Raw genomic sequence first — 24,451 nt, 5'->3', positions numbered from 1 at the left:
ACAGTTTAAAGCTCTGTGCTTAGTAACAAGCTAAGCTTAGTATCGCTTGATGTAGATGTAGAACTTACAAATTGTTTCCAAAACTCTTGTTTCATCAACTTGTCGTTTAGCTCACGCCATTGAGTACTCCCAAATGCATCGTTATCAGCGGGTGCGGCAAGTTCAAATTCACATACCGTCGTTTTACATTTTGCGCTAACAACATCAGGAATAATTGCTAAATCTGCTGTTAATAAAAAATCTTGTAGTGCCATTTCCGTATTGTAAGCCCACTCTTCATCACGTGTTTGGCTCTCGAATTTATCACGTAAGATTTTCTCAAAATCTGAAGGGCCTCTCATTTGCTTCAAAACACTTTTAAGTGCTGATTTTTGCTCGGCAAGTTGTTGCTTAAGTTGCACAACTTGCTCTTCTAAAGGTAGTTCATCAAGCTCTTGCGTTTCAGGATTAGTGAATGAGCTATTTTTATTTTGCTCTAAACTAACGACTTGTTCAGTAACATCTTGTACTGCATTGTTTGCTGTTACTTCGTTACTTTTTATCTGCTGAGCATAAGGTTTTTGCAAAAGAGTATCACTTTGCTGTAACTTCGCAGGCTCTAAATCATTTGGAGCTAAGCTAAAATACCCCCAAGTTAAACCTACACCAGTAATAAACCCAATACCTAAAGTTAACAAACTATTTTTGCTCATCTTAATTCCTTTTAAGTTTTATTTATCTATTACATATCATAGCATTGCACTGGTATGGGATTCATTCTCAGGCTCTGGGTTAGATAAAAAGTTTTGGTTCATACTTTGCGCCGGACAGGGACATTCCGGCTTGCCTACAATTTTAGCTGGTACGCCAACAGCAGTAGTATGTGGCGGTACAGCTGTTAAAACCACTGAACCGGCACCAATGCGAGCGCCCTCGCCCACTTCAATATTGCCAAGTACTTTTGCACCTGCACCAATAAGCACACCGGCTCTAATTTTAGGATGACGATCACCTTGCTCATTACCTGTACCGCCAAGTGTTACCGATTGAAGTATTGATACATTATCTTCAATGACTGCCGTTTCACCTATAACAATACCTGTTGCGTGGTCAAACATTATCCCTTTACCAACTTTACAAGCAGGGTGTATATCTACGCCAAACACCTCAGAAGTACGGCTTTGAATAAAACGCGCTAACTCTCTGCGATTTTGTTGCCATAAACAATTGGCCAAACGGTGCGCCTGAATAGCATGAAAACCTTTTAGGTTTAACATCACGGTAAGATGCGTTTCCGCAGCGGGGTCGCGGTCTTTCACTGCTTTGATATCTTCGGCAACAAAAGAAAGCATCCGGTCACATTTTACAAACGCTTGATCGAATAGCTCACGAATAGTAAATGCAGAGACCACTGCATCTGCCAATTTATTAGCAACAATAAAGCTTAGCGCCGAACCTAAACACTCATGATTCAAAATGCATGAATACACATGGCTTGCTAAAAGTGGTTCGCGAGTTACGACTTCATTTGCTTCACTACGAAGCTGTTGCCAAATTTCATGACGCATAATACTACACTGCCTTAAATTGATATAAAAAGAGCCTTTACTAAGTTTAACGGATTTAAAGCCGAAGGTGTTAACGCCTTAGTTATTTGTTCTGGTTATTAGGTATAACTAACAATCAGAAGTACAATTAAATGTACTTATCTATTTTTTTAAATTAATTTATACGACAGTAGTTAAAATTACCAATACATTATAAAAATAAAATAAGTTATTTAAAATCATAAACTAACAACACATGACAGCATACCTGTCATATGCCAAAATGCCCACTGGCGTACCACTGACGGCGAAAAAAACAAAAGCAAACGCTAAATTAGCATCATCAACTCAACAAGGATAACGATGATGAAAAACGATATATTAAATACAAAAAAATTAGGATATAAATTTTACTTTCAAGATGGCGACAATCAAATAGCCTGTTTTGGGAGTTACTTTACTGGAAAAGAAGAAGTATTTATAAACGATGAGTTAGTTAGTAGTAAGCGTAGCGTTGGTAGAAAAAGCACGCATAGTTTTGAGTTTAAAGAACATAACTACCAAGTTAAATATCACATGCTAAATATTATCACTGGTAAGCTTGAATGTACTTTTTTTAAAAATAATGAGCAAATAAAGCAGCAAGAACAAACTGTACTTCCTTTTATTAAAGATCCGAAAAGAGCCGTTCTCTTTTTTACCGCCAGTGTACTTGCTGGGTACTTAGGTGCGCATTTAACCTTTACGCTAATTGACTTAGTGGTAGGTAAATAAACACATGCAACTTAACCCTAAAACAATAAAAACACTTAGGCAGCAATTTAATTGGACGCAACAGCAACTTGCTGATGCCTGCGATGTAAGCTTACGTACCGTTCAGCGTGTAGAAAAAGAAGGTGCGGCATCAAAAGAAACCACAATGGCTTTATGCGCAGTATTTGAAGTGCGCCAAGGCGAGCTTATAAAACTGGACGACTTAGAAGTGAATGAAGCGGTTAAAGCCCAATCAACGAAAAAGTTTATTGTCGCTATTGCTATAAGCTCTTTAATTAGCTTTACACTCGGTGTTGGCTGTATGTTATTCATAACGAGCTTATGATTGTAATAACAAGCCTATGCTTTCGCTTAAAGTGTTAATATAAAAATGCCCCAGAGCTTTAGGCTCTGAGGCATTTTTTATACGCTTAAAGATAGTTTAAACCACTTAAATTATTGAAATACTTTATCGACTTTCATTACTTCAATATTGTTAGCCGGAATTGCTAATTTATAATCAGCGATTACTTTATCCTCAGCCACAAGTTCTGCTGGTTTTTCTGTGTTGTAAACCATTGGCGAGGTTTGCTCTGACGCTAAACGCTTTTTCATGTCTTCGCCATCACCGGTAATAAACACGTACTGGACATTATCGGTTTGCAGGTTATCTTTTATCACGCGATTAACATCAGCAAGCGTTAGTTTTTCAAGCTTACTTGTCACATATTTTACAAACGACTCTGTGTTGTAAAAGTCGCTATCAAGTGCATACCCTAACTGACGGTTTTGACTTGCTACAAGCTGCGGCACGTAGTTAATTAAAAAGTTACGTGTTGCTTCAAAGTCTTTTTCGGTTAAGCCGTTTTTAATAAGTTTATCAAGCTCAAACAGCGCAGTACGCGTTGCAAAGTGTGCATCGTTATTCGAGCGCAGCGGGCGCAACCAAATTTGAAATATTTGCTCAGAGCGTCCTAAATTCGCATCGGGCTTAGTTTGAAACATCCCACGCGGGAAGTATTCAATGTACGAGTAATCGCCGTAGTTCATACCACGTGTTTGACGAATTCGCTCATACAGGTATGAGTTAGAACTACGATGCTCACCAAAGTACGAACGCACAAGCCAAAGGGCGGTCCAATCTTCGCTGCTACGAATAGTATCAATTGGGAAACCAAACGATACCGCGGTAGATTGCGCCGACTTTTCAACAATCGTTGCGTGATGACCTTTAAGTTCTGGTGCATCAGGAATACTTAAACGGCTTTGCTCACCTTTAGGTAAGGTTGCCAAGTCGCTTATAATATTCGCTTTAAGTGCTTTAGGCACTGCGCCAATTAAGCCAAGTGTTAGTTTAGATTGAGTAAGCTCGCTTTTGTAAAATGCTTTTACATCATCAAGCGTAAGGGCTTCTAAATCAGAAATATCACCGTAGTTGTAGCTTTCGTATGGGTGGCCTTTGTAAAGCGTACTGTAAAGTACTTCTTTACCTAGCTCTTCATCGTTAGATGCTTTTAAGCCCGACTTTATACCGTCGATCATTTCTTTTTTAAGGCGTTTAAAGTCATCGTCTCTAAAACCTGGGTTAAGCAGTTGCTCGCTTATAAGTGCGTACCACGTTGCTGCATTATCTTTATGAATACGCCCTTGGAATGACAGCATTTCTTTATCTATCTGATAACCAAAGCTGCCCGCAAGCGGATAAAGCGCTTTTTGAATTTCTTTGTAACTCGTACTTTGCGAACCACCTTGAGCAAGCATAGCGGCGGTGAGCGCGGCTACACCTTTTTTACCTTGAGGGTCTGCGGCTGCACCTGTATTAAATAAAAAGTTTACATCAATAAGTGGTGAGCTATTGGTTTTATCAAGTACTTTAAATACCGGTGCCTCTGGTGCTTGTTCAAGCTTTGCAACTACAGCACTTAAGTCAGCCTCTTTTGCAAACCCTGGGGCTTTATCAAGTGCCGACATAGTCACGGTGGTACGCGAGTTATCTACAAAGTATTTATTCGCAACAGCTTTTATGTCCTCAGTGGTTATGTTGTCGGACGATTTATAAAGCTGATTAATAACCTCTGGATCGCGCTCAAAATGCATGTATCTTGCAAGGGTTGATGCAATCGCTTGAGACGAATCTAAGCCATTAATAAAACTGTATTTAAGGTTAGACTTTAAATCGCTTAGCGTTTGGCTATCTACAAGCTCAGTGCGCGCTTTAGCATAAGTGCGGTTAATTGCATCACGTGCTTTTGCTAAATCATCCGCGTTTTCTACTTTTACAAACACATGTAATAAACCAGGATCTTTTGTTTCTGGATTGTAGGTAAACATTTGACTCGCTATTTGTTTATCAACAACAAGCTCTTGGTATAAATCTGAGTTGTTTGAAAAATAAAGCTGCGAGATTAAATCAAGTGCCGCCCTGTCTTTTTTGGCAGGCTCCCATGGCGCACCTTTATATGATACAAGTAACCAATGCCCTGGTAATGCTTCGTTTTGCTCATGTATATATTTAGGTGCTTGCTGCTTTGGCTCAGCTTTTATATCGGCAACGTAATCGCCTTTTTTCCAGTCTCCCCAATGCTTTTTAACCATTGCCATTGTGGCCTTAGGGTCAACATCACCCACTATTACTAGCGATACATATTCAGGCTTGTAAAACTTATCAAAAAACTCTTTACCGTATGCCATTTGATCTGGCATGGCTTCTATATCTTCAAAAAAGCCCATAGTGGTATGTTTATAGGTATGTTTGTCAAAAGCTTCTTCGCGTACAGCACTTAACAATTTACGTATAGGACTGGCGTTATTTTTTAAATACTCACCTTTAACTGTAAGCGCTTCGGTTCTAAATTGCTCTTCAGTGTAAGTAAGGTTTTGAAAAATATCGGCTTCAATTTCAAGTACTTTATCAAGATGCTGCTTTGAAAAGTTTAAATGGTAGTTTGTGTAATCATTGGTGGTGTAAGCACGGTTATCTACGCCTGCATTTTTAAATACGGCAGTGTATTCGTCTTGCGGGAACTTTTTAGAACCTTTGAACATCATGTGCTCAAAAAAGTGAGCAAAACCGGTTTTACCTTCTTTGACTTCATTACGCGAACCAACCGATACCGGAATTTGCAGCGAAACTACATCTGGGTAATCGGTTTTAACTACCATTACACGTAAGCCGTTATCTAGCTCTTCAATCAAGTATTCTTGCGAAAATACACGCTCATCAGCTTTTGTTGTTTGCTGTTGTTGTGCTGTTTGCATGTTTTCGCTTTGCTGTGTCACGCAGCCAGTTAAGGCAAGCGTTACCGCTAAGCTTGTTGCTAATAATTTAAATTTCATTGTTATCCCTTTTTAAATTGAGCAAATTTATTGTTAGGTTATTACCAGGGCCTGTTGATCTTTCAAGGTTAAATTTGCAGTAGTCTGTTTGGTATTTAGGCAAGGCAGAGCCTATGTAGTGTGGTTATTCCCCATAAATAGGCGATAACGTAGCATTAATGCCAAATAGGCACTGCCCAAAGGGTTCTTCCTAGGGGCTATTTACTCTTTGTTGCTCGGTTTTGACTTAGCCCACTAGGTTACAAATCTCGCGTCGCGATTAAATAACCCCTAGTTTGAACAAATTTAATCCGCAAAGATCAACAGACCCTAACTCACCCTCGATTATGCCTTAAAGCGAGTAAATGTAAGAGTTTTAGCCCATTTTTTATGTAAACAACTGTGTCAATCAGCCTGTTTAATAAATTATTAGTATGAATATAATTCAACCAAGTTGAAAAACTTTCATTAAATAAATCTATCTAGACGTCTAAATGGCTGCTATATTAAATTACATACATTGGACTAAGCTGGAATGAGGATTATGGCTTTATCACTTCAAGAAAAAATAGAAGATACCAAACAAGGTGTTTATCTTATTGGTACTACCCCGCCTAAAATTGGCACCGATAAAGCGCAATTAAAAACCATTGCAGAGAAGCTATTAGGCCGCTTGCACGAAATTGAATACGATGGCGTAATAATTTACGACATTCAAGATGAAAGCAGCCGAACTAATCAAGCTCGCCCATTTCCGTTTAAGCAAACTGTAGACCCGCGAGAGTACAGCCATTTACTACGTAATTTATCTGCTCAAGATGTAATTACCTATAAAAGTGTAGCGCAGCGTGGCGTTGGCGAATTTAAAGATTGGCTAAGCGAAACTAAAAACGACTACGATTTAAAAAATGTCGTGTTAGTGGGTAGTCCATCATCGGTAGGCGATATAAAGCTAAGCTTACCCGATGCCTATAAAGCACTGGCTGAGCAAAGTGATGACTTCTTTTTAGGGGGCGTTACCATAGCAGAGCGCCATTCAAGTAAACGAAATGAGCATGAACGCTTAATAGAAAAAACAGCACAGGGTTGCCAATTTTTTATATCGCAAGCTGTTTACGATGCCCAAGCCACAATTGATTTAATCACCAGCTACGCGCGTACCTGTAAAGCACAAGGCATTGCACCAAAACGACTTATTTTAACGTTTACCCCGTGCGGCGGCGAAAAAACCTTAGAGTTTATGCAGTGGTTGGGTATCTCAGTGCCTGAGGCTACTAAATGGCGCATGCTTGATGCAGAAAACACATTAAGTGAATCTGTACGTATTTGCCGCGAAAACCTCGACTTAATACTTAAAAGCTGTGCGCACCTAGACGTGCCACTAGGCTTAAATATTGAAAGCTTAACAAACCGTAAAGAAGAAATTGACGCATCAATAAACCTATACCGTTTATTAAAAGCCATTATGGAATTAAACCTAGCCGAAAAACAAATCGCCTAAACGCTAAACTAAATCCACACCCTTTTTGGCAAGCCTAATGGCTTGCTTTTTTATCGCTATGATTAAGTGTACTGCTTTTATTGTTAAGTTTTTTTAAGCTGCTTATACGCTTGTTTATTTTTATACATGGCTTGGTCTGCATCATTTAATAACGCTTCAAAAGGCTGCTTTTGTTTGTTCGTAAAGCTATAACCTATGCTGAGCGATAAATCGCAAACGTCTTCTTTGAGTAAAGCTTTTGAATACTCAGAGGATATTTTATCTATGATGTAGCTAATTTTACTCTTATCGCTTACCTGCATTACTGCAACAAATTCGTCGCCGCCTAAACGCCCTACTATATCGGCACCTCTTAAATGTGTTTTTAGGGTATTAGCCAAAATAATTAACGCTTTGTCGCCTACTTCATGGCCGCAGGTATCGTTTAATTTTTTAAAATCGTTTATATCAATAAACAAGCAGCATACGTCAAAGCCTAAACGCAGTGCTAAGTTAAGCTTTTGCTGAGCTAGCAAGGTAAGTGCGCGGCGGTTATAAATGTTTGTAAGTGGATCAAGCATGGCTATTTCGCGCATTTGCTCAAAGCTATAAATAAGCGCTAAATCGTCTTCAATCAAGTCGCGAAGCTGCTCTATTAGCTCAAAATACTCATCGGTATAACTAGTTTGTTTTGTGTCTTTTAAGCATAGCGTGCCAAACACATCACCTTCGGGCCAATGAATGGGTAATCCTAGGTATGATTGAACGCCATCTTCAATAACCTCAGGCATGGTATTCCATTGCTCATTATTGCAGGCATCGTTAACATATAAAGTATTGTTATTTTCCGCTACGTATCTGCAAAAAAGAGGAGTTTGTGGAGGGAGTATTGAGTTAGTTTCAAAGTTGGAGCCGCCTTCGTTACTTCTAATAACAACCCGGTAGCCTTTGCTAGTTGCCTGTACTATATAACCAGACGGAGCCGAAAACAGCCCCGTAATAAGATCAATGGTCTTTTGCCATTTGTGCAGTGATATTTGCCCATCGACTCCCGAAAATGCCCATTGATCTGTTTCAAACATAACTTTACCTTAGCTACTTATTAGCTCAAGTATAGGCAAAAAAGCGAAACAAAAGCTATTACTTACGGCGTCTATTTGGTGCTCTTTGACCTGTAATGCGTTTTTTATCACGATCTTTTCGCGCTTTATTGGTGTTTTTACGATTATCTTTAGGCTTTTTGTTTAAATCTGGCTCGTAACCTTCTAACCATTGAGGTGCTAAACGCGTATCAAGTAAGACTTCTATTTCTTCAAGTAGCCATTGCTCATCAATACTTACTAGCGACATTGCAAGGCCTTGCTCACCGGCGCGGCCTGTACGGCCAATACGGTGTACGTAGTCTTCTGCTATGTATGGTAGTTCAAAATTTATTACATATTTAAGCGCAGGAATATCGAGCCCGCGCGCAGCTACATCGGTAGCAACTAATACGCGTGTAGTGCCTTCTTTAAAGTTTTGTAGTGCGCGGTCGCGCGCGCCTTGCGATTTATCGCCATGAATGGATTCTGTTTTTAAACCGTCTTTACACATTTCTTTGGCCAGCTTATCGGCCATTTGCTTGGTGCGGGTAAATATAAGTACTTGGCGCCAGTTTTTCATGCCAATCATGTGCGATACCAGCTCGCGCTTACGGTCTTCATCTACCGAGTAAATAACTTGCTCGACTTCAACGGCGGCTGAATTACGTTTATCAACCTCTATAAGCTCAGGGTTTTTAAGTAGCTTTTTACTTAGCTCAAACACGCTGTCGTCAAATGTTGCTGAGAACAATAAAGTTTGGCGGTCACCTGGAATGTGGCGCAAAATACGTTTTATTTCATCAATAAAGCCCATGTCGAGCATGCGGTCTGCTTCATCAAACACTAATGAATCAACACTTGAGAGTATCACACTGCCTTTAACTATATGATCGAGTAATCGTCCAGGGGTAGCGACTATTACTTGCGCTGTTTTAAGTGCTTTAATTTGCGGGCCAATACTTGCGCCGCCATACGCTAAAGCGCCATTAATATTGCTGCCTTGTGCGTACTTTTCAAAGCTGGCATAAACTTGCTGAGCAAGCTCACGCGTTGGCGTTAAAATAACCACTCTAGCAATACCTGGTTCATCTTTTTTAGGCGTATTTAAAAGCTTATGTAGTAGCGGTAATACAAAGGCTGCTGTTTTACCCGTGCCTGTTTGTGCACTGCCCATTACATCACTACCCGCTAATATGTGCGGAATCGTTTTAATCTGAATAGCGGTAGGCGTTGTGTAGTTGTTTTGCTCGATTGCTGATAATAATAACGGATCGAGATTAAGTGATGAAAATGATGAGGCAGACATAGGCTTAGCTTAAAAATAACAAAGAGCGCCATTATACCTGAGCTTTAGTAATAAAAAAGGCGCTATAAATAGCGCCTTTATTTAAAATAAACTTTAAGCCGGTTTTAATGTGGCTTTTCGCTCATTATAAAATGCGATTAAATCGTCAACGGTTGCTTGGCAATATTCACGAATACCCGACACCACCATGTGCTTTTCACCAAAACCGACTTTTTCACCATTTTCGATTAAGTTAAAACGCAATGTAATTTTGCCGCGTTTACCTGTGTATTCAAAACTGGGTTCAGCAAATTCAAGTGTAGGTGCTTGAATATCAATGTTATCAAGGTTAATAATCATCGACTCATAAATAACCATAGGGCGAGCTGGATTTATCATTACATCTTGCTTACCCATCAGCGGAATAATAACATGAGGGAACGCAGCACCAGAAAACTCAACATAGTTTTTTATTAAGCTATTAGTAAGTGTTGGGCATTTGCTGGTTTTACCTTCGCGTTTTACCTTTAAAATTACTTTATCACCGTTGGTTACATCAAACTCGTCATCCCCTTGTGGAAAATTAAGTTTAGTGTTTTCGTCAACCATACCGGCAAAGGTAAATTCCATTCGCTCACTTATACCATAGCGGTCTAACACTAGAGAAAAAAGTAAGTCTCCTGGCGCGCAAAACTTTTTAGCATCTTTGTCATGAAGTGGGTTGTAGTCATCGGCAACACATTTTGCGAAACGACAACCTTGCTCACGAGAGATAGAAACGTAATCAGCATGTTGCTGAAAATAAGTACTTAACATAGTTTGTTCACTGCTTAAACTGCTTATAACCTATCCATACTACCAGAAATAAAATAAAGAGAGGTCGAATCACTTACTAAACCTTACAATTAATTTAAGAGTAAATGTTGCACACTTCTGTTTTTGTTAGTAATTTACTTAGCAAACTACATAAGGGACTAATAATTATGCTACGTGTTATAGCAACAATAAGCGTACTAACAACTTTGGCTGGATGCTCTGGCGTGACTTTTCATACTGATATAGATAACGATATTTTATCTCAAGAAATAGGTACATACGTTAATAAACGAGATTTACAGCAGTTTTATAGCGACCAAGAAGCACACGAAAGTGGCGCTACACTTTTAGGCCGAATTGAAGGTGAAAGCTGTAATGGCGACGGTATGGGTAATAACAATACTAGCTACAACCGCTCTAAATCTGACGCTATAGATTTACTAAAAGCGGATGTCATGCGCAGAGGCGGCAATGCTTTTACTATTAATTCTTGTAGTGAAACGTCTGTATCATATTGCGATTTATCTATTTTATGTACCGGACAAGCCTACGATTATTAATTAAACACTCTATACATTAAGCGCAAAGCTAAGTAGCACGCGCTTACCCGATTCGATTTTAGATACGCTGTGTTCGTACTTATCGGGTCTAAATAAATAAACGCGGTTAAACCAATTAATAATGCATTTTGAGCATCTAAACACCCCGCCAGTTTTGGGTTTTACTAGTACAAAATTAAGCTTGTAGTAGCGCCCTTGTTGCACCGGGTCAATATGATTCATCACGCTGTGATTAGTTGGGTAAGTGACTAGGTTTATTGAAAATTTATTGCTGCTAAAAATAGCTTTGTTTTTAACTGTTGCGATCATACTGACTCCTTTTGTTTAAATGGCGCATCTTAGCATTTGCTAAAGCGCCAATGCTTGAACTAAACAATATCAAAACGCGATGGCATATAGCCAAACAGCCTGAAACAAAAAAGCCGAGCTTATTTACTACCTAATAAGCTCGGCTTTTAAAAGTGCATTATTTAATCATTATGCACTTGGGTATGTGCGGTACGCACGCTCGATATTTTTAGCCTGCTTTTTAGAAATACCTAAATGAGCAAGTGCAACACGTAAACGCGCACGTGATAAGTCAGAGCCTAAAATCTCCATTGCATCAAGTACCGACGTAGACGATGTTTTACCGGTAATTGCTACAAATATTGGCTCTAAAAAGTCTTTAATTTTAAGCTCGTGGAATGTAGCTACTTCTTTTGCAATGGAAAAAATTGCAGGCTTTTCAAAGCTGCGTAAGCCTTCTAACTGCCATACGAAAAATTGTAGCGCTTGGCGTATTACATTTTCGTCTGCTTTACCCGCAGTTAAAAGTGCTGGATCGTAAGTTGGAATGCCACCTACAAAATGACCTGCTAAATCAACCATATCCGACAGCGTATTAATACGTGTTTTAGCTTCAGGTAATACTTTAGCTAGCATTTCACCATTAAACTTCCAATCAACAAAGCGCTTCACAAGCTCTTCATCTGTTAGATTTTCGCGGATCCAAGTTCCGTTTAACCAGCTTAACTTATCTACGTCAAACACTGGGCCACCGAGTGATACACGCTTCATATCGAAGTGTTCGATCATCTCGTTAAGGGTGAATTTTTCACGCTCGTCAGGCATTGACCAACCCATGCGGCCTAAGTAGTTAAGCACAGCTTCTGGTAGATAACCCATTTCTTTGTAGTAATTTATAGATGTTGGGTTTTTACGCTTAGAAAGCTTTGATTTATCTGGGTTACGCAGTAATGGTAAGTGGCCTAGCACGGGTGCTTCCCAACCAAAATCTTCGTAAAGCTTTAATAATTTAGGGGCTGAGTTAATCCACTCTTCGCCACGGAAAATATGACTAATTTGCATGTGGTGGTCATCAACAACGTTCGCTAAAAAGTACGTTGGGAAACCATCGGCTTTTAATAGCACTTGCATGTCTACGTTTTCCCACGGGATCTCAATTTCATCTCGTAGGTAATCGTTAAACACAAAGGTGCCTTCGCTTGGGATTTTCATACGTATAACGTAAGGCTTACCAGCGGCTAAGTTTGCTTTAATTTCGTCTTCTGTGTGGTTTAAACCACGGCCATCGTACTTAGGGCGCAAGCCTTCTGCCATTTGCTCTTCACGCATTTGGTCAAGCTCTTCGCTTGTTGCAAAACAGTAAAACGCTTTACCATCATCAACTAGCTGATGCGCGTATTTTTTGTATAAATCGCTACGCTCAGACTGACGGTATGGGCCAAATTCGCCACCTACATCAGGACCATGATCCCACTCAAGGCCTAACCAACGCAGGCTATCCATAATAGCTTGCTCTGATTCTGGTGTGCTGCGCACTTGGTCGGTATCTTCTATACGAAGAACAAACTCGCCGCCTTGCTGTTTAGCAAAACAGTAGTTAAATAAAGCAATGTAAGCTGTGCCAAGATGCGGGTCACCTGTTGGTGACGGGGCAACACGAGTACGGATTGTCATGGTAATGTCTCTTTAAATAAGTGAGATAAAAATTATGTGATTACGTTTAAGCTGCTACTTTATTTAAGTAAGCAATTATATCGTTTGATTCGTAAAGCCATTCTACTTGGCCATTTTTTTCGATACGTAGGCATGGCACTTTAATTTTGCCGCCTTGCTCTAACAGCTCTTGACGATATTGCTGATTATTCTTTGCATCACGCGTTTCTACTTTTAAGCCCTCGCGCTTAATAGCACGGCGCACTTTTACGCAAAACGGGCATGATTTAAATTGATAGAGTTTAAATTGTGAAGTTTGTAGATCAAGCTTTGCTTGCTCGTCGCTTGCACGCTTTTTACTGCGAGGAGTAAATACAAAATTAAAGAATAAAATTATACAACCTAAAAACCAACGAACGAATTTCATGTTTTATGCTCTGCCTACAACAATTTAAGGAGCCAGATTTTAGCACAAATTTACAATCAAAAAAGCTCAATACTGTTATCTACTTGTTGTTGACCATTTACGCCTAATTCATTGTAAGGCATTACTCTGTTGCGGCCATTATTTTTAAAGTGGTATAGCGCTAAATCGGCTTGATTAACAATGCTTGACACCGTATCAATACTTGCCAGCCCTAAAAAGCCACAACTAATGGTGAGCTGCACTATTTGAGGAAAAAAATACTCTGCAGTATTTAAGCGTAATCGATTAAGCGCTACTCGCGCTTCAGTCTCAGTGTTGGTGTGAAATAATAGGGCAACCCCTTCACCGCCGCATCTAAATACGCAATCTACTAATCTATAATTATTTTTTAAAAGCCTTGCCACTAATAAAATAACCCCACAGCCGATTGCATGCCCGAAGTTATCATTCACGTTTTTAAAATGATCAATATCGGTAATGGCTAAATACCATCGGCGCTTATTTGAAACCTCACTTCGCGGTTTTAAAAAGCTATTACTGAGACTATTTCAATAACTTTTTTGTCGATAGTTTGCTTATTTAATAGTTCTGTTAATGGGTCTAAGCGCGATTTATACAAAAGCCCAAGTTGGTTAGCATAAATATTTAAAATATGAATAGCCAACGCGCCTGTCCGTTCACTTAGTCCATGCTGAGTTTCTATTAATAAAACCCCCATTACTTCGCCAAAATGATAAACCGCTAAATAACTTCTAATAACACCACTATTCGCCTTCATCAAAAATGCCTAAACTGTTTATTACCTCAACTGCTTAGACAAAATTATCAGTTTTGCTAAATTATTAGCAACACCTTATCCCCATACAATAATAGGTTTAAAATAAGACTAAATCATCTCGGTGCAATACTTCTGCTCCTGTGTCGTAATCGAGTAACTCGCCTATTTTATTTGAATGCGCCCCTTTAATTTTATTTACCTCAACGCTGCTGAAGCGTGTTAAGCCACGTGCAATAACTTGGTTGTTAGTATCAATTAAATCTATTAAGTCGCCGCGTTCAAAGCGGCCAAACGCATTTGTAACCCCCTTAGAGAGCAAACTTGCGCCTTTGTTTTGCAGTGCTGCAATGGCCCCTGCATCAATCATTATTTGGCCTGTACTTTTAGGCCCTGCCATTAGCCATTTTTTTCGGCCATCTTTTGGCGCGGTCAGCTTTAAAAAACGCGTCCCCGGTAATTGCTCACTCATGCATTTTAAAATAACGTTGTTGCCAGCGCCTTTGGCAATAATAACCTCAACCCCTGCACGCCTTGCTATGTCGGCGGCTTGGAGTTTTGTGGCCATACCGCCAGTGCCTAAATTTGTCCCACTGCCACCAGCAAGTTGGCGAAGTTCATCGTTTATGTGGGTTACTTCGTCAATTAGTTTTGCATCGGCATTGGTGCGCGGGTCGCTGGTAAATAAGCCTTCTTGGTCGGTAAGTAGCAATAGCTTGTTGGCATTCGCCAAAATGGCTACAAGGGCCGATAAGTTATCGTTATCGCCCACTTTAATTTCGCTTGTAGCGACGGCATCGTTTTCGTTAATAATGGGCACTACATCGTAATTTAATAATGCGTTGAGTGTATCGCGAGCATTTAAGTAGCGAGCGCGATCATCTACATCCGCTCGGGTCAGTAACATCTGCCCTACATTAATGCCATATAAAGCAAATAAGCTTTGCCAAATATGAATAAGTTGGCCTTGCCCTATCGCTGCTAGCATTTGCTTATCAATGAGGCTTCGGCCACAGGGTTTAATTAGTTGCTCGCGCCCAGCAGCGACAGCACCGCTTGATACTAAAATGACTTGGTGACCTTGTTTTTTTAGCTCGCTACATTGGCGTACAAGTTCAACCATGTGTGCTTTGTCTAATTTATCGGTGCCACCAGTAAGTACACTTGTACCTAGCTTTACAACTATTACCTGTTCCCTTTGCATTATTTTTTACTATTAAAATTTTTAGATAATTTAACTTATACCAGCTCGGTATTTTTGAACAAGTTAAAATTATTCATGCTAGGATCGCATTATATTTTATTGTTTAAATTACCCGCTATGCCCGCCAGTTTATGTTTAATTATTGCCACCTTTTTATGGGGCAGCTCTTTTATTGCACTTAAGTATGCTATTGCCATTTACGACCCCGCATTAGTAATATTTTTGCGCATGCTGACCACGTTAGTTTTATCGCTCTGTTTATGGCGTTACGTTATTCGATTTGAATATTTAAAAGGTGACTGGAAATATTTACTGGGAATGTCGCTTGCTGAACCTTGCTTGTACTTTTTATTTGAAGGTCATGCAATGGAGTACACCTCAGCCTCGCAGGCAGGTGTTATTGTATCGTGCTTGCCTATTATTGTGGCGTTACTAGCGTTTTTTATGCTTAAAGAGTACATAAGTAAAGCCATTGTTATCGGTTTTACCTTATGTATTGGCGGCAGTATTTTACTTACTTTACTCTCTCCAAACTCTGAGCAAGCACCCAACCCGCTACTAGGTAATTTTTTAGAATTAATGGCCATGGTGTGCGCTGCTTTTTATACCGTTAGCATTAAACATTTAGCAAATCGTTACTCCCCCATTACTCTTATTGCACTTCAAGGCATTAGCGGTAGTTTATTTTTTGCGCCCTTTTTATTTTTTATCGACTTGCCAAGCGAAAACCAACACGACTTAACCGCACTTATGAGTATTTTATATTTAGGCTCGTGCGTCACCCTTGGCGGCTACGGCATGTATAACTATGCCATTAGTAAAGTGTCGGTATTAACTGCGGCAGCGTATTCTAATTTAATCCCTATATTTACGCTTATTTTGTCAGCCATTATTTTGGGAGAAGTACTTAACGTTTGGCAATGGCTGAGTATCTTTGTCGTGTTTATTGGTGTAATGATAAGCCAGCGTCATCAAGAACTAGTGGTTGATATTCCACTTAGTGAATCTGGCGAAGATATTAATGCAGATACTACTTTATCTGACATTAACTCAGCTGAAACCAATAGCCTTAAATCAGTACCAGCAGTAAGCGAGTCAAAAGGGTAACAAGTGAGTAAATAAAGCCCCGGCTTTTGCAAAAACTCATGTTGGGATTGATGAATCACTTCTATATCCGTTAATTTGTAAGTTTGTGTCTCTGCGCTTTGCAATTGCAAAGTGAACGTTTCACCCACTTTAGCGTTTTGTAAAAATGCAAAGTGGGTGTCGTTATGCCCAGCTATTAACGCGCCCTTTTGATTACCGTACGCTTTGCCACCAAGCTCCCCTGCGGGTAAAAATTGGCTTGGAGCAAATGCCAAATTACGACCACTTGCCCCCGCTAAAACAGTCAGTACTTTGTTATGATTAGGCCAATTAAGTTGTGCAGTTACAAAGCTGTCGGCGTAAAACCAGGGCTTTACTTTAGCGCTTGGAAATTGAAGTGCCTCTTGCCATGCTTGCTCAATTAGTACTTGAGCAAGCCACGCTTTTGCCTGCATATAAGCGCCGTGACCAAATAACCCAAGCCCAGCGATTAGTAAGCCCGCGCTTAGCCACTTTTTCATTTATGTTCCTTAGTAAATTTAAACCCTCGGTTTATTTTAAGCGCGCCAAATCCTAATAATAAAATATAGCCAAATACTATGTGTAACCTACTTTGCCCATCGGTTTGTGGTAAGCGCATAACAAGGCCTTGTGGCGGTGCGTTTTTAGCCAGTGCAGTTTGCTTTGCAGACTCTTTAATTTGAGTGTGTTCAATGGCTATAAAAGCAGTAAACGGGCTCAGTAATTGATGGGCAAGTGCTAAACTTTGTACTTCGTCTTTTACTTTGTGTTGCTCATTATATAAAAGTAATGACTTAATTTTTTGACGAGCCCATAACTTATCAATCCCTTTAGCATTTGCACTATCTTGTGCGCTTAATTTAATACTTAATGGGCCTTGTTCGGTTTGCCCAGTAAGTACCACATTGCTTGTATTATCAAGCTTTATAGCCACCATAATAGGTTCACCAAAGTATAAATCGGGTAAGGGCGATGGCCAAAAATCTAAGCTGTTAGTCTTTTCATCACTTAGCGCTAAATTAGTAATAGCTGGGTGGGCGAGCTTATCAAATAACTGCTGCATTTTAGGTTGCACCTCATTTGTATTGCCAATAAAAGTAAACGATCCTTTACCTATATCAGCGGCGCGGCGCATAAAAAAGCTGTTAGGTGCACTGCCAATGCCCACAGTAAATAAACGGCTATCGCCTAATTTACGCTGAATATTTTTAAATAAAGCATCCTCGTTACTTGCACTGCCATCGGTTAAAAATACGACTTGGCGTACAAAGCCTTCATAACGACTACCATCTAACACTGCATTAAGTGCACCTTGTATTTCGGTGCCGCCATCGGCCTCTAGGCCATAAATAAAGCGCTCAGCGCGGCGCAAATTAAAATCGCTGGCAATGAGGGGGTTATCGCTCATGGGGGTAACGTGGTTATCAAAGCCAATAATGTTAAAGCTGTCGTCGCTATCGAGTAAAGAAAGCGCATAAAACAGCGCCTTTTTAGCTTGCTCCATAGATTGCCCGTGCATAGAGCCTGACGTATCTACAACAAACACCATCTCACGTGGTAGGCGCTGCGTTTTCACAAAGTGATCTGCTGGTGGCATTAGCATAGCAAGTCCGTATCGGTCGCCATTTTCAAACTGCTGGGTAAAAAATGCCGCCTGAGCGCTTTCTTTTTGAAGCGGTTTAAACTCAAGTACAAAGTCGCGGTTTATGGCATTTTGCTCATTTAATGCAACGGTATATTGGCCAAATGCAGGGTTATGAATATCTACGTTATGAAATTTAGAGTTTATATCCACCAGCTCTAAACCTACGTCTATATCAATATTTAGGCTGAATTTGCTATTAAGTGCATCGCCATGACTTTGCGTCGCGCTTTGCACGCTGTAAACAGGGCCTAACCTGCCGCTTGGTGCGGTGTTTACACGAGTTTGGTTTTGCTCATTAAGCTCTGCTTCACCGCTAATTGCGTGATAGCGTGGCGTAATAGTAGTCGGAAACCTGATAGCAAATGTACCGCTGCTGTAATCAATAATCTCTTGATACTCAAGCTCAACAACAACCTTTTCGCCAGGGCCAATATTTGCTACGTTGGTAATAAATATATTAGCGCGTTGCTGGCGTACTAGAGCCGCTTGCTTACCTGCTTTTTTAGCTGCGTGGTATTTTTTTTCGGCCTCCACTTTTTTATCAATTTGACCTTTAATGACTCTTTCGCCTATACGCATCGTCATGGCGTGCACGGCACTTTCATCAGGCAGCGGAAAAACGTAGCGCGCATTAACCGCAAACGGGTTTTCGTTTTGATACGTTTGCTTAACTACCACATGATTAATTAAGCCTGTTAGGGTCATGTTAGCGTCACTTTTTAAAATAATGGCTGGCGCTAAAGATGCGCCGCCACTGTCAAAAAGTTCAAGCTTGGGTGATTGTGCATGGCTATTAAAACTGACCAACAGCACACTCACTAAGAAAATAAAAATGCTTACTTTAGTAAGCATTTTGGTTGGGCTACTCAACATAAAATCACTCCATCGAACGCTTAGCTTTACTTAAATTCGGTTTGGTTTAGTTGCTCGCCGTTTGGCCATTTACCGGGTTTATTGAACGAGTGGTAAGCGTTACGCGTCTATCAAAAAAGTTATCCTCAACGGTGTTGCTACGAGCTAATGTTTGCTGCTCGCCAAATGCTTGCGTGCTTAAGCGCTTATGGCTAATGCCGTGCTTTATTAGGTAGCTTTGCACTGCATTTACACGCTTTTTAGACAATATAAAGTTGGCTTGCTCGTCTCCGCGTTGATCAGCAAACCCACTTAAATCAAGCGCTAATTGTGGCTGGCTATTTAAAAGTGCGACTAATTGGTCAAGCTGCTGTGCAAAGTGTGGTGCTATAGCACTTGAGCCAGTTTTAAATTGTACGGTCATGGCGAGTAGGTTATTTATTTGCGCTTGAGTTAATTGCTCATTTTGATTAGCCAGCACATCTAACTGCTGCTCTAATATGTTGTTATGATTAAGTACGTGCATGTAATCGCTGGTTTTTTCCTGCATTACTGTTATTGCTCGTTGTTGCTGGGCTATTTTATCATCGGCTACTTTAGAGTCTCCAATTAAGCCCCCTGCAAATGCGCCAATAAATGCCCCAATAGGTCCGCCAACCACACCGCCAATAATAGCGCCCGCACCCAAACCAATAGCGGTTTCTTTATGTGCTTCTTTAGAAGGCGTATTAGCGGTTGATGCAAATGCAGGTGAACAAACACTGGCGACTAGCGTTAATGCGATTAATGTCTTCTTCATGGTAGTCCTCTTAAACTTGTTTTAATTTGTGATGTTTTGTTTTGATGGGTGTATTAAAACAGCTTCAAATGGCAACAAAGGGGAGCAAAAATGGCAAACCGCTGAGCAATTGTGGCAAAAAAATGGCAATTGCCTTTTTAACCGTACACAGCTTAAAAACTTCGATATAGTGCAAAATAAGTTAGATAGGATAATGATTAGAATGAAAAAAATAGCCATCATTGAAGATGAAAAAGCAATCCGCGAAAACTATATTGAAATGCTTAGCGCACAAGGTTACCAAGTAAGTGGCTTTGCAGATCGCCCGAGCGCTGAGATTGCATTTAAAGATGCCCTACCCGATTTAGCCATTGTTGATATAGGTTTAGGCCACGAAATAGATGGCGGTTTTTTGCTTTGCCAAACCTTGCGTACGCTTTCTAAAACACTGCCTATTATTTTTCTAACCGCCCGCGATAGCGAAATAGACACAGTATGTGGCCTGCGTATGGGCGCCGACGACTACCTAACAAAAGATATTAGCTTGGCACACTTAGCCGCGCGTATTGGCGCACTATTTAGAAGAATGGAAGCGCTTGATCAACCCGCCGATGCCAACGCACTTATAACGCGTGGGCAGCTGGTGCTCGACACGCAACGTATGCAGGTATTTTGGCAACAGCAATTAGTTGATTTAACGGTCACCGAGTTTTGGATGTTGCACTCACTCGCACAGCGTCCTGGGCATGTTAAAAGCCGTAATGACTTAATGAGCGATGCAAAAATTTATGTAGATGACAGCACCATAACCTCGCACGTAAAACGTATTCGCAAAAAGTTTATGGCACTTGATAGCAACTTTGACTGCATAGATACCGTGTACGGTATGGGCTACAGGTGGGAACAACACTAATGCTACGATTTGGCCTGCGCAGTAAATTTATATTACTTTCGTGCTTTTTGTTTTTACTGCCATGGCTTGGCTACGAATACGTATGGGAAATGGAAAAGTTTTTACGCCAAGGCCAAGAAAAAACCCTCGTAGGCACTACTCGTGCACTTGCTACTGCGCTGCATGAGCGCCCCGCACTCTTTGACGAGCAAACTAACTTTTTAGACCAAGTAGTAAAAGGGCGCGATCTATACGCGTATAACCTTAAAAACCCAATCCAGCTTGATGGCAAACTTAGCGACTGGCAAAGCTATCAACCACTCTTTTGGCAATACGACAAACGCTATTTACAAAAAGCAGACAAAGAGCACAAAGCCGGAGATTTATCGTTTGAGCACATGGTGGGTAAGCTTGATAATTATTTGTATGCGCTATTTAAAGTAACTGATAACACATTAATTTATCGCGCTAAAAACAGCTTAAGTATTACCAATAACGATTACTTAAAAATTGGTTTAAAAACCCCAGATGGCCAATTTCAAACGTATATTATTGCGCCGCGCCAAGATGGCTGGGTCAATGCGTTTGATGCCAATACCAAAATACCGTTTACAAAAATTCAAGGGTATTTTGAAAGTACTAAATCAGGTTATAACGTAGAGCTGCGCTTTCCTATAGACATGCTTGGTAATAAACTTGGTTTTGCCGTCGTTGATGTAGATAGTAAAAATGCATTGGCAGCGCCTAAAACCATGTCGACTTCTAATTTAAATAACCCTAGCGATCTAGGCTCAGTGCTTGTTCCGTCTCCTGAAATTAACCGCATTTTAAAAGGTATGGGCCACAGTGGTAGCCGTATTTGGGTAGTAGATAACCACCATCGCGTATTAGCGCAATCGGGCACAATTCAAAATGCCGATGGTGTATGGGCCGATGGCCTTAAAAATCAGCCGCCTAAAAATGCATGGCAACGCTTTGAGCAAACGTATTTGCACCCACTGTATTATAAAATTTTAACCCGCCCAGAAAACGAATTTTTAGATACCCTACACGATGTGGCATCAATGCAAGGCACCCATTTGGCAAAGGCCTTAAAAGGCCAGCCGGCATCATCGTGGCGATTAACGCCTGATAGCAAAGCCGTTATTTTATCGGCAGCGTACCCTATTTGGATTGACGATAATGTCATAGGCGCAGTCATTGCTGAGGAAACCACAAATGGCGTACGCACGCTACGTAATAAATCGCTCGAAAAACTCTTTAACGTTATTTTAGCGGTGATGCTTATTGGCACCGTAACCTTGTTCTTTTTTGCCTCTCGAATATCGAGCCGCATTAGGCGATTGCGCGATACCGCAGAGCAAGCAATTGATGCCCAAGGCCGTATAACCGGCAGCATTAATTACAGCGATGCTAACGATGAAATTGGTGATCTTTCTCGTAGTTTCTCAAACATTGTTAGTCGACTTGGTGGGTATACCGACTATTTAGAAAATATGTCGTCGAGGCTATCTCACGAGCTACGCACACCGGTTGCTGTGGTACGTTCATCACTTGAAAACTTACAGAGCTTGCCACAAAACGAGCTAAGTCAAAAATACCTAGATCGCGCAAGTGAAGGGGTTGAGCGTTTAGGAAAAATAATTACCACCATGAGCGAGGCCACACGCCTAGAGCAAAGTATTCAAAGTAATGAACCCGAGCCTTTTGATTTACAAAAGGTCATAAATGGGTGCATGCAAGGCTATCAACTTACTTATCCTGATCAATTATTTAAACTTGATATAAGCCAAAACCCTTTACCTATGCAAGGTGCTCCCGAATTTATAGCCCAGCTACTTGATAAGCTAATTAATAACGCGTTGGAATTTTGCGAAGAAGGTACAGCCATCACTGTAGAGCTTGCTCAAGTCAATAATGTAGCTGAACTATCAATATGCAATATTGGCCCTATACTACCAAAAGGGTTAACGGAACATATTTTTGATTCTATGGTATCGATAAGAAGTCAGCAAATGCAGCAACAACCGCATTTAGGACTTGGCCTTTATATTGTAAGGCTGGTATGCGATTACCATAAAGGCAGTGTAGCCGCGCAAAATAACCAGCAAGGTAACGGAGTAATATTCAAGATTAATTTTCCATTAGCAAAAGTAGACTAACAGCTAAAATTAGATCTAATGTAAACCAATAGTTTTAAAACGATGCGCTTTAAATAAGGTGCATTGTTTTTTAAATTAATAACACAAGTATGAAATATACAATTAGGTTAAATTAAGAGTTATAAATTAAAGTTGCCAATGTAAAATATCAAAGCCTTAAACTTAACAAACAATCATTAAAAATAACAACTTAATACCGTTTATCACCTAAATCCCGCCAGTTACAATTTAATACCACTCTAAATAAAACTATTCATTTTTAATTCAGTCAAATGACCATACCCTACATCATAGTAAAGTATTAAATTAAAGGAATACCGATGAATACATCCTTGCTAGAACGTGAAGAAATAGATTTTATTTTTGACTTATACAGGCCAGATAAACAATCTGAATCTGAAAATATCAACCCACAAAGCACACATTATAAAGACGCTAGAAAACCTGACATTGATAAAAACAAAGGTGTTTCAGAGTATCTTATTTAGCATCACTTAATGATTTAAGCCATGCTATTTTGCAAAAATGCTTTAATACACTCTATTTCAGCAAGCTTTACAGCCTCACCTATTTCAGGCCCTTTTTTACCGCTTTGAAGTGCACTTTGCACTACCTGCTTTTTGTCCATTTTTTGTAATTCACTAAAAATTTCACGCAGCTTAACTGCTTGTGGATATGGCTTATCAATCAATGTTTCTCCACGACCTTGCGCGTCGCACTGGCATGCTTGAGTAAACGCAATAAACCGCTCAGGATGCTCAAGTGCATTTAAATTAGTCACGATTAACTTATGGATAGTTTGCGGCCTTAACTGATCAACCGTGTGACACAAAGTATGGTTGTCGCTGGTGAGCACACCAATATCACGAAACCGGTTGGGTACTTTTAAACGCTCACAAAATTTTTCAACTACAGCAACACCTTCGCGCTCATGGCCGCGTAAATTACCGCGTTTTTTAAAGCTCAGGGCTTTACCAAAATCATGAGTAAGTGCAGCAAAACGTGTCTCAAGGTTAAAATTCAAATCAGCAGCGCGCCTTAACACCAGCATCGTATGTACAAATACATCGCCTTCTGGGTGATGATTCGCTGGCTGGGGTACACCCTCCATTCGCTCTATTTCAGGAAAAACCCCTAAGCCATGTAACGCTTTAAAATAAAGCTCTGGGTGTTTTTCGCCAAGAGCTTTTTCGGTTTCAAGCCAAACCCGTTCGGGTACTAAGTGATTAAGCTCTCCCTTATTTTTAAGCTCGCGCATTAGTGCATAAGTACTTGGGTGAATACTCCACTGGCTGCCATAGCGCGCTAAAAACCGCGCAATACGTAATACACGGACGGGGTCTTCTACAAAAGCCCCTGTGGTGTGGCGCAGTATTTTATTTTGTAAATCAGCTTGGCCATTAAATGGGTCAATAATGTTACCATTTTCGTCAAGCGCCATTGAGTTAATAGTTAGATCGCGCCTTGCTAAGTCTTCTTCAAGGGTTACATTTGGACTGGCATCAACCACAAAGCCGGTATAGCCTTTACCGCTTTTTCGCTCAGTACGGCCAAGTGCATATTCTTCTTTTGTTTTTGGGTGTAAATAAACTGGAAAGTCGCTACCTATTGGTACAAAACCAAGTGACTCCATAGTTTGTGGCGTTTCACCTATTACTACATAGTCGTTGTCTTTTGATTCTATATTTAGTAGTTGATCGCGCACTGCACCACCTACTAGGTATACTTTTTTTAAGCTACTTCTCACTTTATTCCCAATAACACTTGCCCAATTGTTTGACGCTAATCATATCATTATTTAAAAAACTCTGCGGCGTTTGCCAAGCTAAAGGAAGCTCATTACAATGGCGC

At 40.3% G+C, this 24,451-nt stretch carries 23 protein-coding genes and 1 pseudogene; 8 read left to right on the top strand and 16 right to left on the bottom strand.

Annotation, left to right across the window (positions count from 1 at the left end):
• Nucleotides 1–5 precede the first annotated feature (5 nt).
• Nucleotides 6–692, bottom strand: a complete 687-nt coding sequence (locus J8L73_RS01015) for a hypothetical protein (protein WP_211014291.1) — start codon at nucleotides 690–692, stop codon at nucleotides 6–8.
• Between the two features lie 36 nt (nucleotides 693–728).
• Nucleotides 729–1,547, bottom strand: a complete 819-nt coding sequence (cysE, locus tag J8L73_RS01010) for a serine O-acetyltransferase (protein WP_210999116.1) — start codon at nucleotides 1,545–1,547, stop codon at nucleotides 729–731.
• A 345-nt stretch (nucleotides 1,548–1,892) separates the two neighbouring features.
• Here cysE and J8L73_RS01005 point away from each other — a divergent pair, with 345 nt between their 5' ends.
• Nucleotides 1,893–2,300 (top strand): hypothetical protein, encoded by a 408-nt coding sequence (locus J8L73_RS01005; protein WP_211014598.1) that lies wholly within the window; start codon nucleotides 1,893–1,895, stop codon nucleotides 2,298–2,300.
• 4 nt (nucleotides 2,301–2,304) lie between these two features.
• Nucleotides 2,305–2,625 carry a helix-turn-helix transcriptional regulator gene (locus tag J8L73_RS01000; protein ID WP_210999115.1) on the top strand — a complete coding sequence of 107 codons (321 nt, stop codon included), beginning with the start codon at nucleotides 2,305–2,307 and terminating at the stop codon, nucleotides 2,623–2,625.
• Between the two features lie 110 nt (nucleotides 2,626–2,735).
• Here the strand turns inward: J8L73_RS01000 and J8L73_RS00995 are convergent, their stop codons facing one another.
• Nucleotides 2,736–5,615: a pitrilysin family protein gene (locus tag J8L73_RS00995; RefSeq protein ID WP_211014289.1), complete on the bottom strand. Its 2,880-nt coding sequence runs from the start codon at nucleotides 5,613–5,615 to the stop codon at nucleotides 2,736–2,738.
• A 523-nt stretch (nucleotides 5,616–6,138) separates the two neighbouring features.
• Between J8L73_RS00995 and J8L73_RS00990 the strand changes: the two genes are divergently transcribed.
• The gene (locus J8L73_RS00990) at nucleotides 6,139–7,095 is read left to right on the top strand and encodes a hypothetical protein (protein ID WP_211014287.1); all 957 of its coding nucleotides are present in this window, start codon (nucleotides 6,139–6,141) and stop codon (nucleotides 7,093–7,095) included.
• 83 nt (nucleotides 7,096–7,178) lie between these two features.
• On the opposite strand, the gene J8L73_RS00985 is transcribed toward J8L73_RS00990, so the two are convergent.
• From J8L73_RS00985 to J8L73_RS00975, 3 genes are all read right to left on the bottom strand, one after another.
• Nucleotides 7,179–8,156 carry a sensor domain-containing diguanylate cyclase gene (locus tag J8L73_RS00985; RefSeq protein WP_211014285.1) on the bottom strand — a complete coding sequence of 326 codons (978 nt, stop codon included), beginning with the start codon at nucleotides 8,154–8,156 and terminating at the stop codon, nucleotides 7,179–7,181.
• 58 nt (nucleotides 8,157–8,214) lie between these two features.
• Nucleotides 8,215–9,462 carry a DEAD/DEAH box helicase gene (locus tag J8L73_RS00980; RefSeq protein ID WP_211014284.1) on the bottom strand — a complete coding sequence of 416 codons (1,248 nt, stop codon included), beginning with the start codon at nucleotides 9,460–9,462 and terminating at the stop codon, nucleotides 8,215–8,217.
• 93 nt (nucleotides 9,463–9,555) lie between these two features.
• Entirely contained in the window at nucleotides 9,556–10,257 is a 702-nt protein-coding gene (locus J8L73_RS00975; RefSeq protein WP_211014282.1) for a DUF3581 domain-containing protein, read from the bottom strand.
• A 167-nt stretch (nucleotides 10,258–10,424) separates the two neighbouring features.
• On the opposite strand from J8L73_RS00975, the gene J8L73_RS00970 reads away from it, so the two are divergent.
• Entirely contained in the window at nucleotides 10,425–10,817 is a 393-nt protein-coding gene (locus tag J8L73_RS00970) for a hypothetical protein (protein WP_210999109.1), read from the top strand.
• A 9-nt stretch (nucleotides 10,818–10,826) separates the two neighbouring features.
• Here J8L73_RS00970 and J8L73_RS00965 read toward each other — a convergent pair whose 3' ends face one another.
• The 6 genes from J8L73_RS00965 to proB form a co-directional block, all read right to left on the bottom strand.
• Nucleotides 10,827–11,126, bottom strand: coding sequence for a 2OG-Fe(II) oxygenase (locus J8L73_RS00965; protein ID WP_211014280.1), 300 nt, complete (start codon nucleotides 11,124–11,126; stop codon nucleotides 10,827–10,829).
• 168 nt (nucleotides 11,127–11,294) lie between these two features.
• On the bottom strand, nucleotides 11,295–12,779 hold the full coding sequence (gene gltX / locus J8L73_RS00960; RefSeq protein ID WP_211014278.1) for a glutamate--tRNA ligase: 1,485 nt from the start codon (nucleotides 12,777–12,779) through the stop codon (nucleotides 11,295–11,297).
• 46 nt (nucleotides 12,780–12,825) lie between these two features.
• Nucleotides 12,826–13,185 (bottom strand): glutathione S-transferase N-terminal domain-containing protein, encoded by a 360-nt coding sequence (locus J8L73_RS00955; RefSeq protein WP_210999106.1) that lies wholly within the window; start codon nucleotides 13,183–13,185, stop codon nucleotides 12,826–12,828.
• Between the two features lie 56 nt (nucleotides 13,186–13,241).
• Nucleotides 13,242–13,637, bottom strand: a complete 396-nt coding sequence (locus J8L73_RS19230; RefSeq protein ID WP_348771942.1) for a GGDEF domain-containing protein — start codon at nucleotides 13,635–13,637, stop codon at nucleotides 13,242–13,244.
• Between the two features lie 71 nt (nucleotides 13,638–13,708).
• Complete coding sequence (locus J8L73_RS19225; protein ID WP_247659532.1) at nucleotides 13,709–13,963, bottom strand: hypothetical protein; 255 nt, start codon at nucleotides 13,961–13,963, stop codon at nucleotides 13,709–13,711.
• 97 nt (nucleotides 13,964–14,060) lie between these two features.
• The gene (gene proB, locus J8L73_RS00945; protein ID WP_211014276.1) at nucleotides 14,061–15,164 is read right to left on the bottom strand and encodes a glutamate 5-kinase; all 1,104 of its coding nucleotides are present in this window, start codon (nucleotides 15,162–15,164) and stop codon (nucleotides 14,061–14,063) included.
• Nucleotides 15,165–15,281: 117 nt separating this feature from the next.
• Between proB and J8L73_RS00940 the strand changes: the two genes are divergently transcribed.
• Nucleotides 15,282–16,271 carry a DMT family transporter gene (locus J8L73_RS00940; RefSeq protein WP_210999346.1) on the top strand — a complete coding sequence of 330 codons (990 nt, stop codon included), beginning with the start codon at nucleotides 15,282–15,284 and terminating at the stop codon, nucleotides 16,269–16,271.
• Here J8L73_RS00940 and J8L73_RS19220 read toward each other — a convergent pair.
• The 3 genes and pseudogenes from J8L73_RS19220 to pdsO all read right to left on the bottom strand — a co-directional run.
• Nucleotides 16,271–16,705: pseudogene (locus tag J8L73_RS19220) on the bottom strand (sortase); the annotation flags it as partial. The gene J8L73_RS00940 and the pseudogene J8L73_RS19220 sit on opposite strands and share 1 nt — an antisense overlap.
• 62 nt (nucleotides 16,706–16,767) lie before the next feature.
• Nucleotides 16,768–18,789, bottom strand: a complete 2,022-nt coding sequence (locus J8L73_RS00935; protein ID WP_211014274.1) for a marine proteobacterial sortase target protein — start codon at nucleotides 18,787–18,789, stop codon at nucleotides 16,768–16,770.
• A 46-nt stretch (nucleotides 18,790–18,835) separates the two neighbouring features.
• Complete coding sequence (gene pdsO, locus J8L73_RS00930) at nucleotides 18,836–19,567, bottom strand: sortase-associated OmpA-like protein PdsO (RefSeq protein ID WP_211014272.1); 732 nt, start codon at nucleotides 19,565–19,567, stop codon at nucleotides 18,836–18,838.
• A 202-nt stretch (nucleotides 19,568–19,769) separates the two neighbouring features.
• On the opposite strand from pdsO, the gene pdsR reads away from it, so the two are divergent.
• The 3 genes from pdsR to J8L73_RS00915 all read left to right on the top strand — a co-directional run bounded on the left by pdsR (nucleotide 19,770) and on the right by J8L73_RS00915 (nucleotide 23,088).
• The gene (pdsR, locus tag J8L73_RS00925) at nucleotides 19,770–20,459 is read left to right on the top strand and encodes a proteobacterial dedicated sortase system response regulator (RefSeq protein ID WP_211014270.1); all 690 of its coding nucleotides are present in this window, start codon (nucleotides 19,770–19,772) and stop codon (nucleotides 20,457–20,459) included.
• Complete coding sequence (gene pdsS, locus J8L73_RS00920; protein ID WP_211014268.1) at nucleotides 20,459–22,600, top strand: proteobacterial dedicated sortase system histidine kinase; 2,142 nt, start codon at nucleotides 20,459–20,461, stop codon at nucleotides 22,598–22,600. The genes pdsR and pdsS overlap by 1 nt, the downstream gene beginning before the upstream one ends.
• Nucleotides 22,601–22,920: 320 nt before the next feature.
• Complete coding sequence (locus J8L73_RS00915; RefSeq protein ID WP_211014266.1) at nucleotides 22,921–23,088, top strand: hypothetical protein; 168 nt, start codon at nucleotides 22,921–22,923, stop codon at nucleotides 23,086–23,088.
• 14 nt (nucleotides 23,089–23,102) lie between these two features.
• Here the strand turns inward: J8L73_RS00915 and J8L73_RS00910 are convergent, their stop codons facing one another.
• On the bottom strand, nucleotides 23,103–24,347 hold the full coding sequence (locus J8L73_RS00910) for a multifunctional CCA addition/repair protein (RefSeq protein ID WP_211014264.1): 1,245 nt from the start codon (nucleotides 24,345–24,347) through the stop codon (nucleotides 23,103–23,105).
• Between the last annotated feature and the right edge of the window lie 104 nt (nucleotides 24,348–24,451).

The sequence above is a fragment of the Pseudoalteromonas sp. MMG006 genome, assembly GCF_018101025.1.
Taxonomy (GTDB): domain Bacteria; phylum Pseudomonadota; class Gammaproteobacteria; order Enterobacterales; family Alteromonadaceae; genus Pseudoalteromonas.
This window is presented reverse-complemented; position numbering and strand designations above follow the sequence as displayed.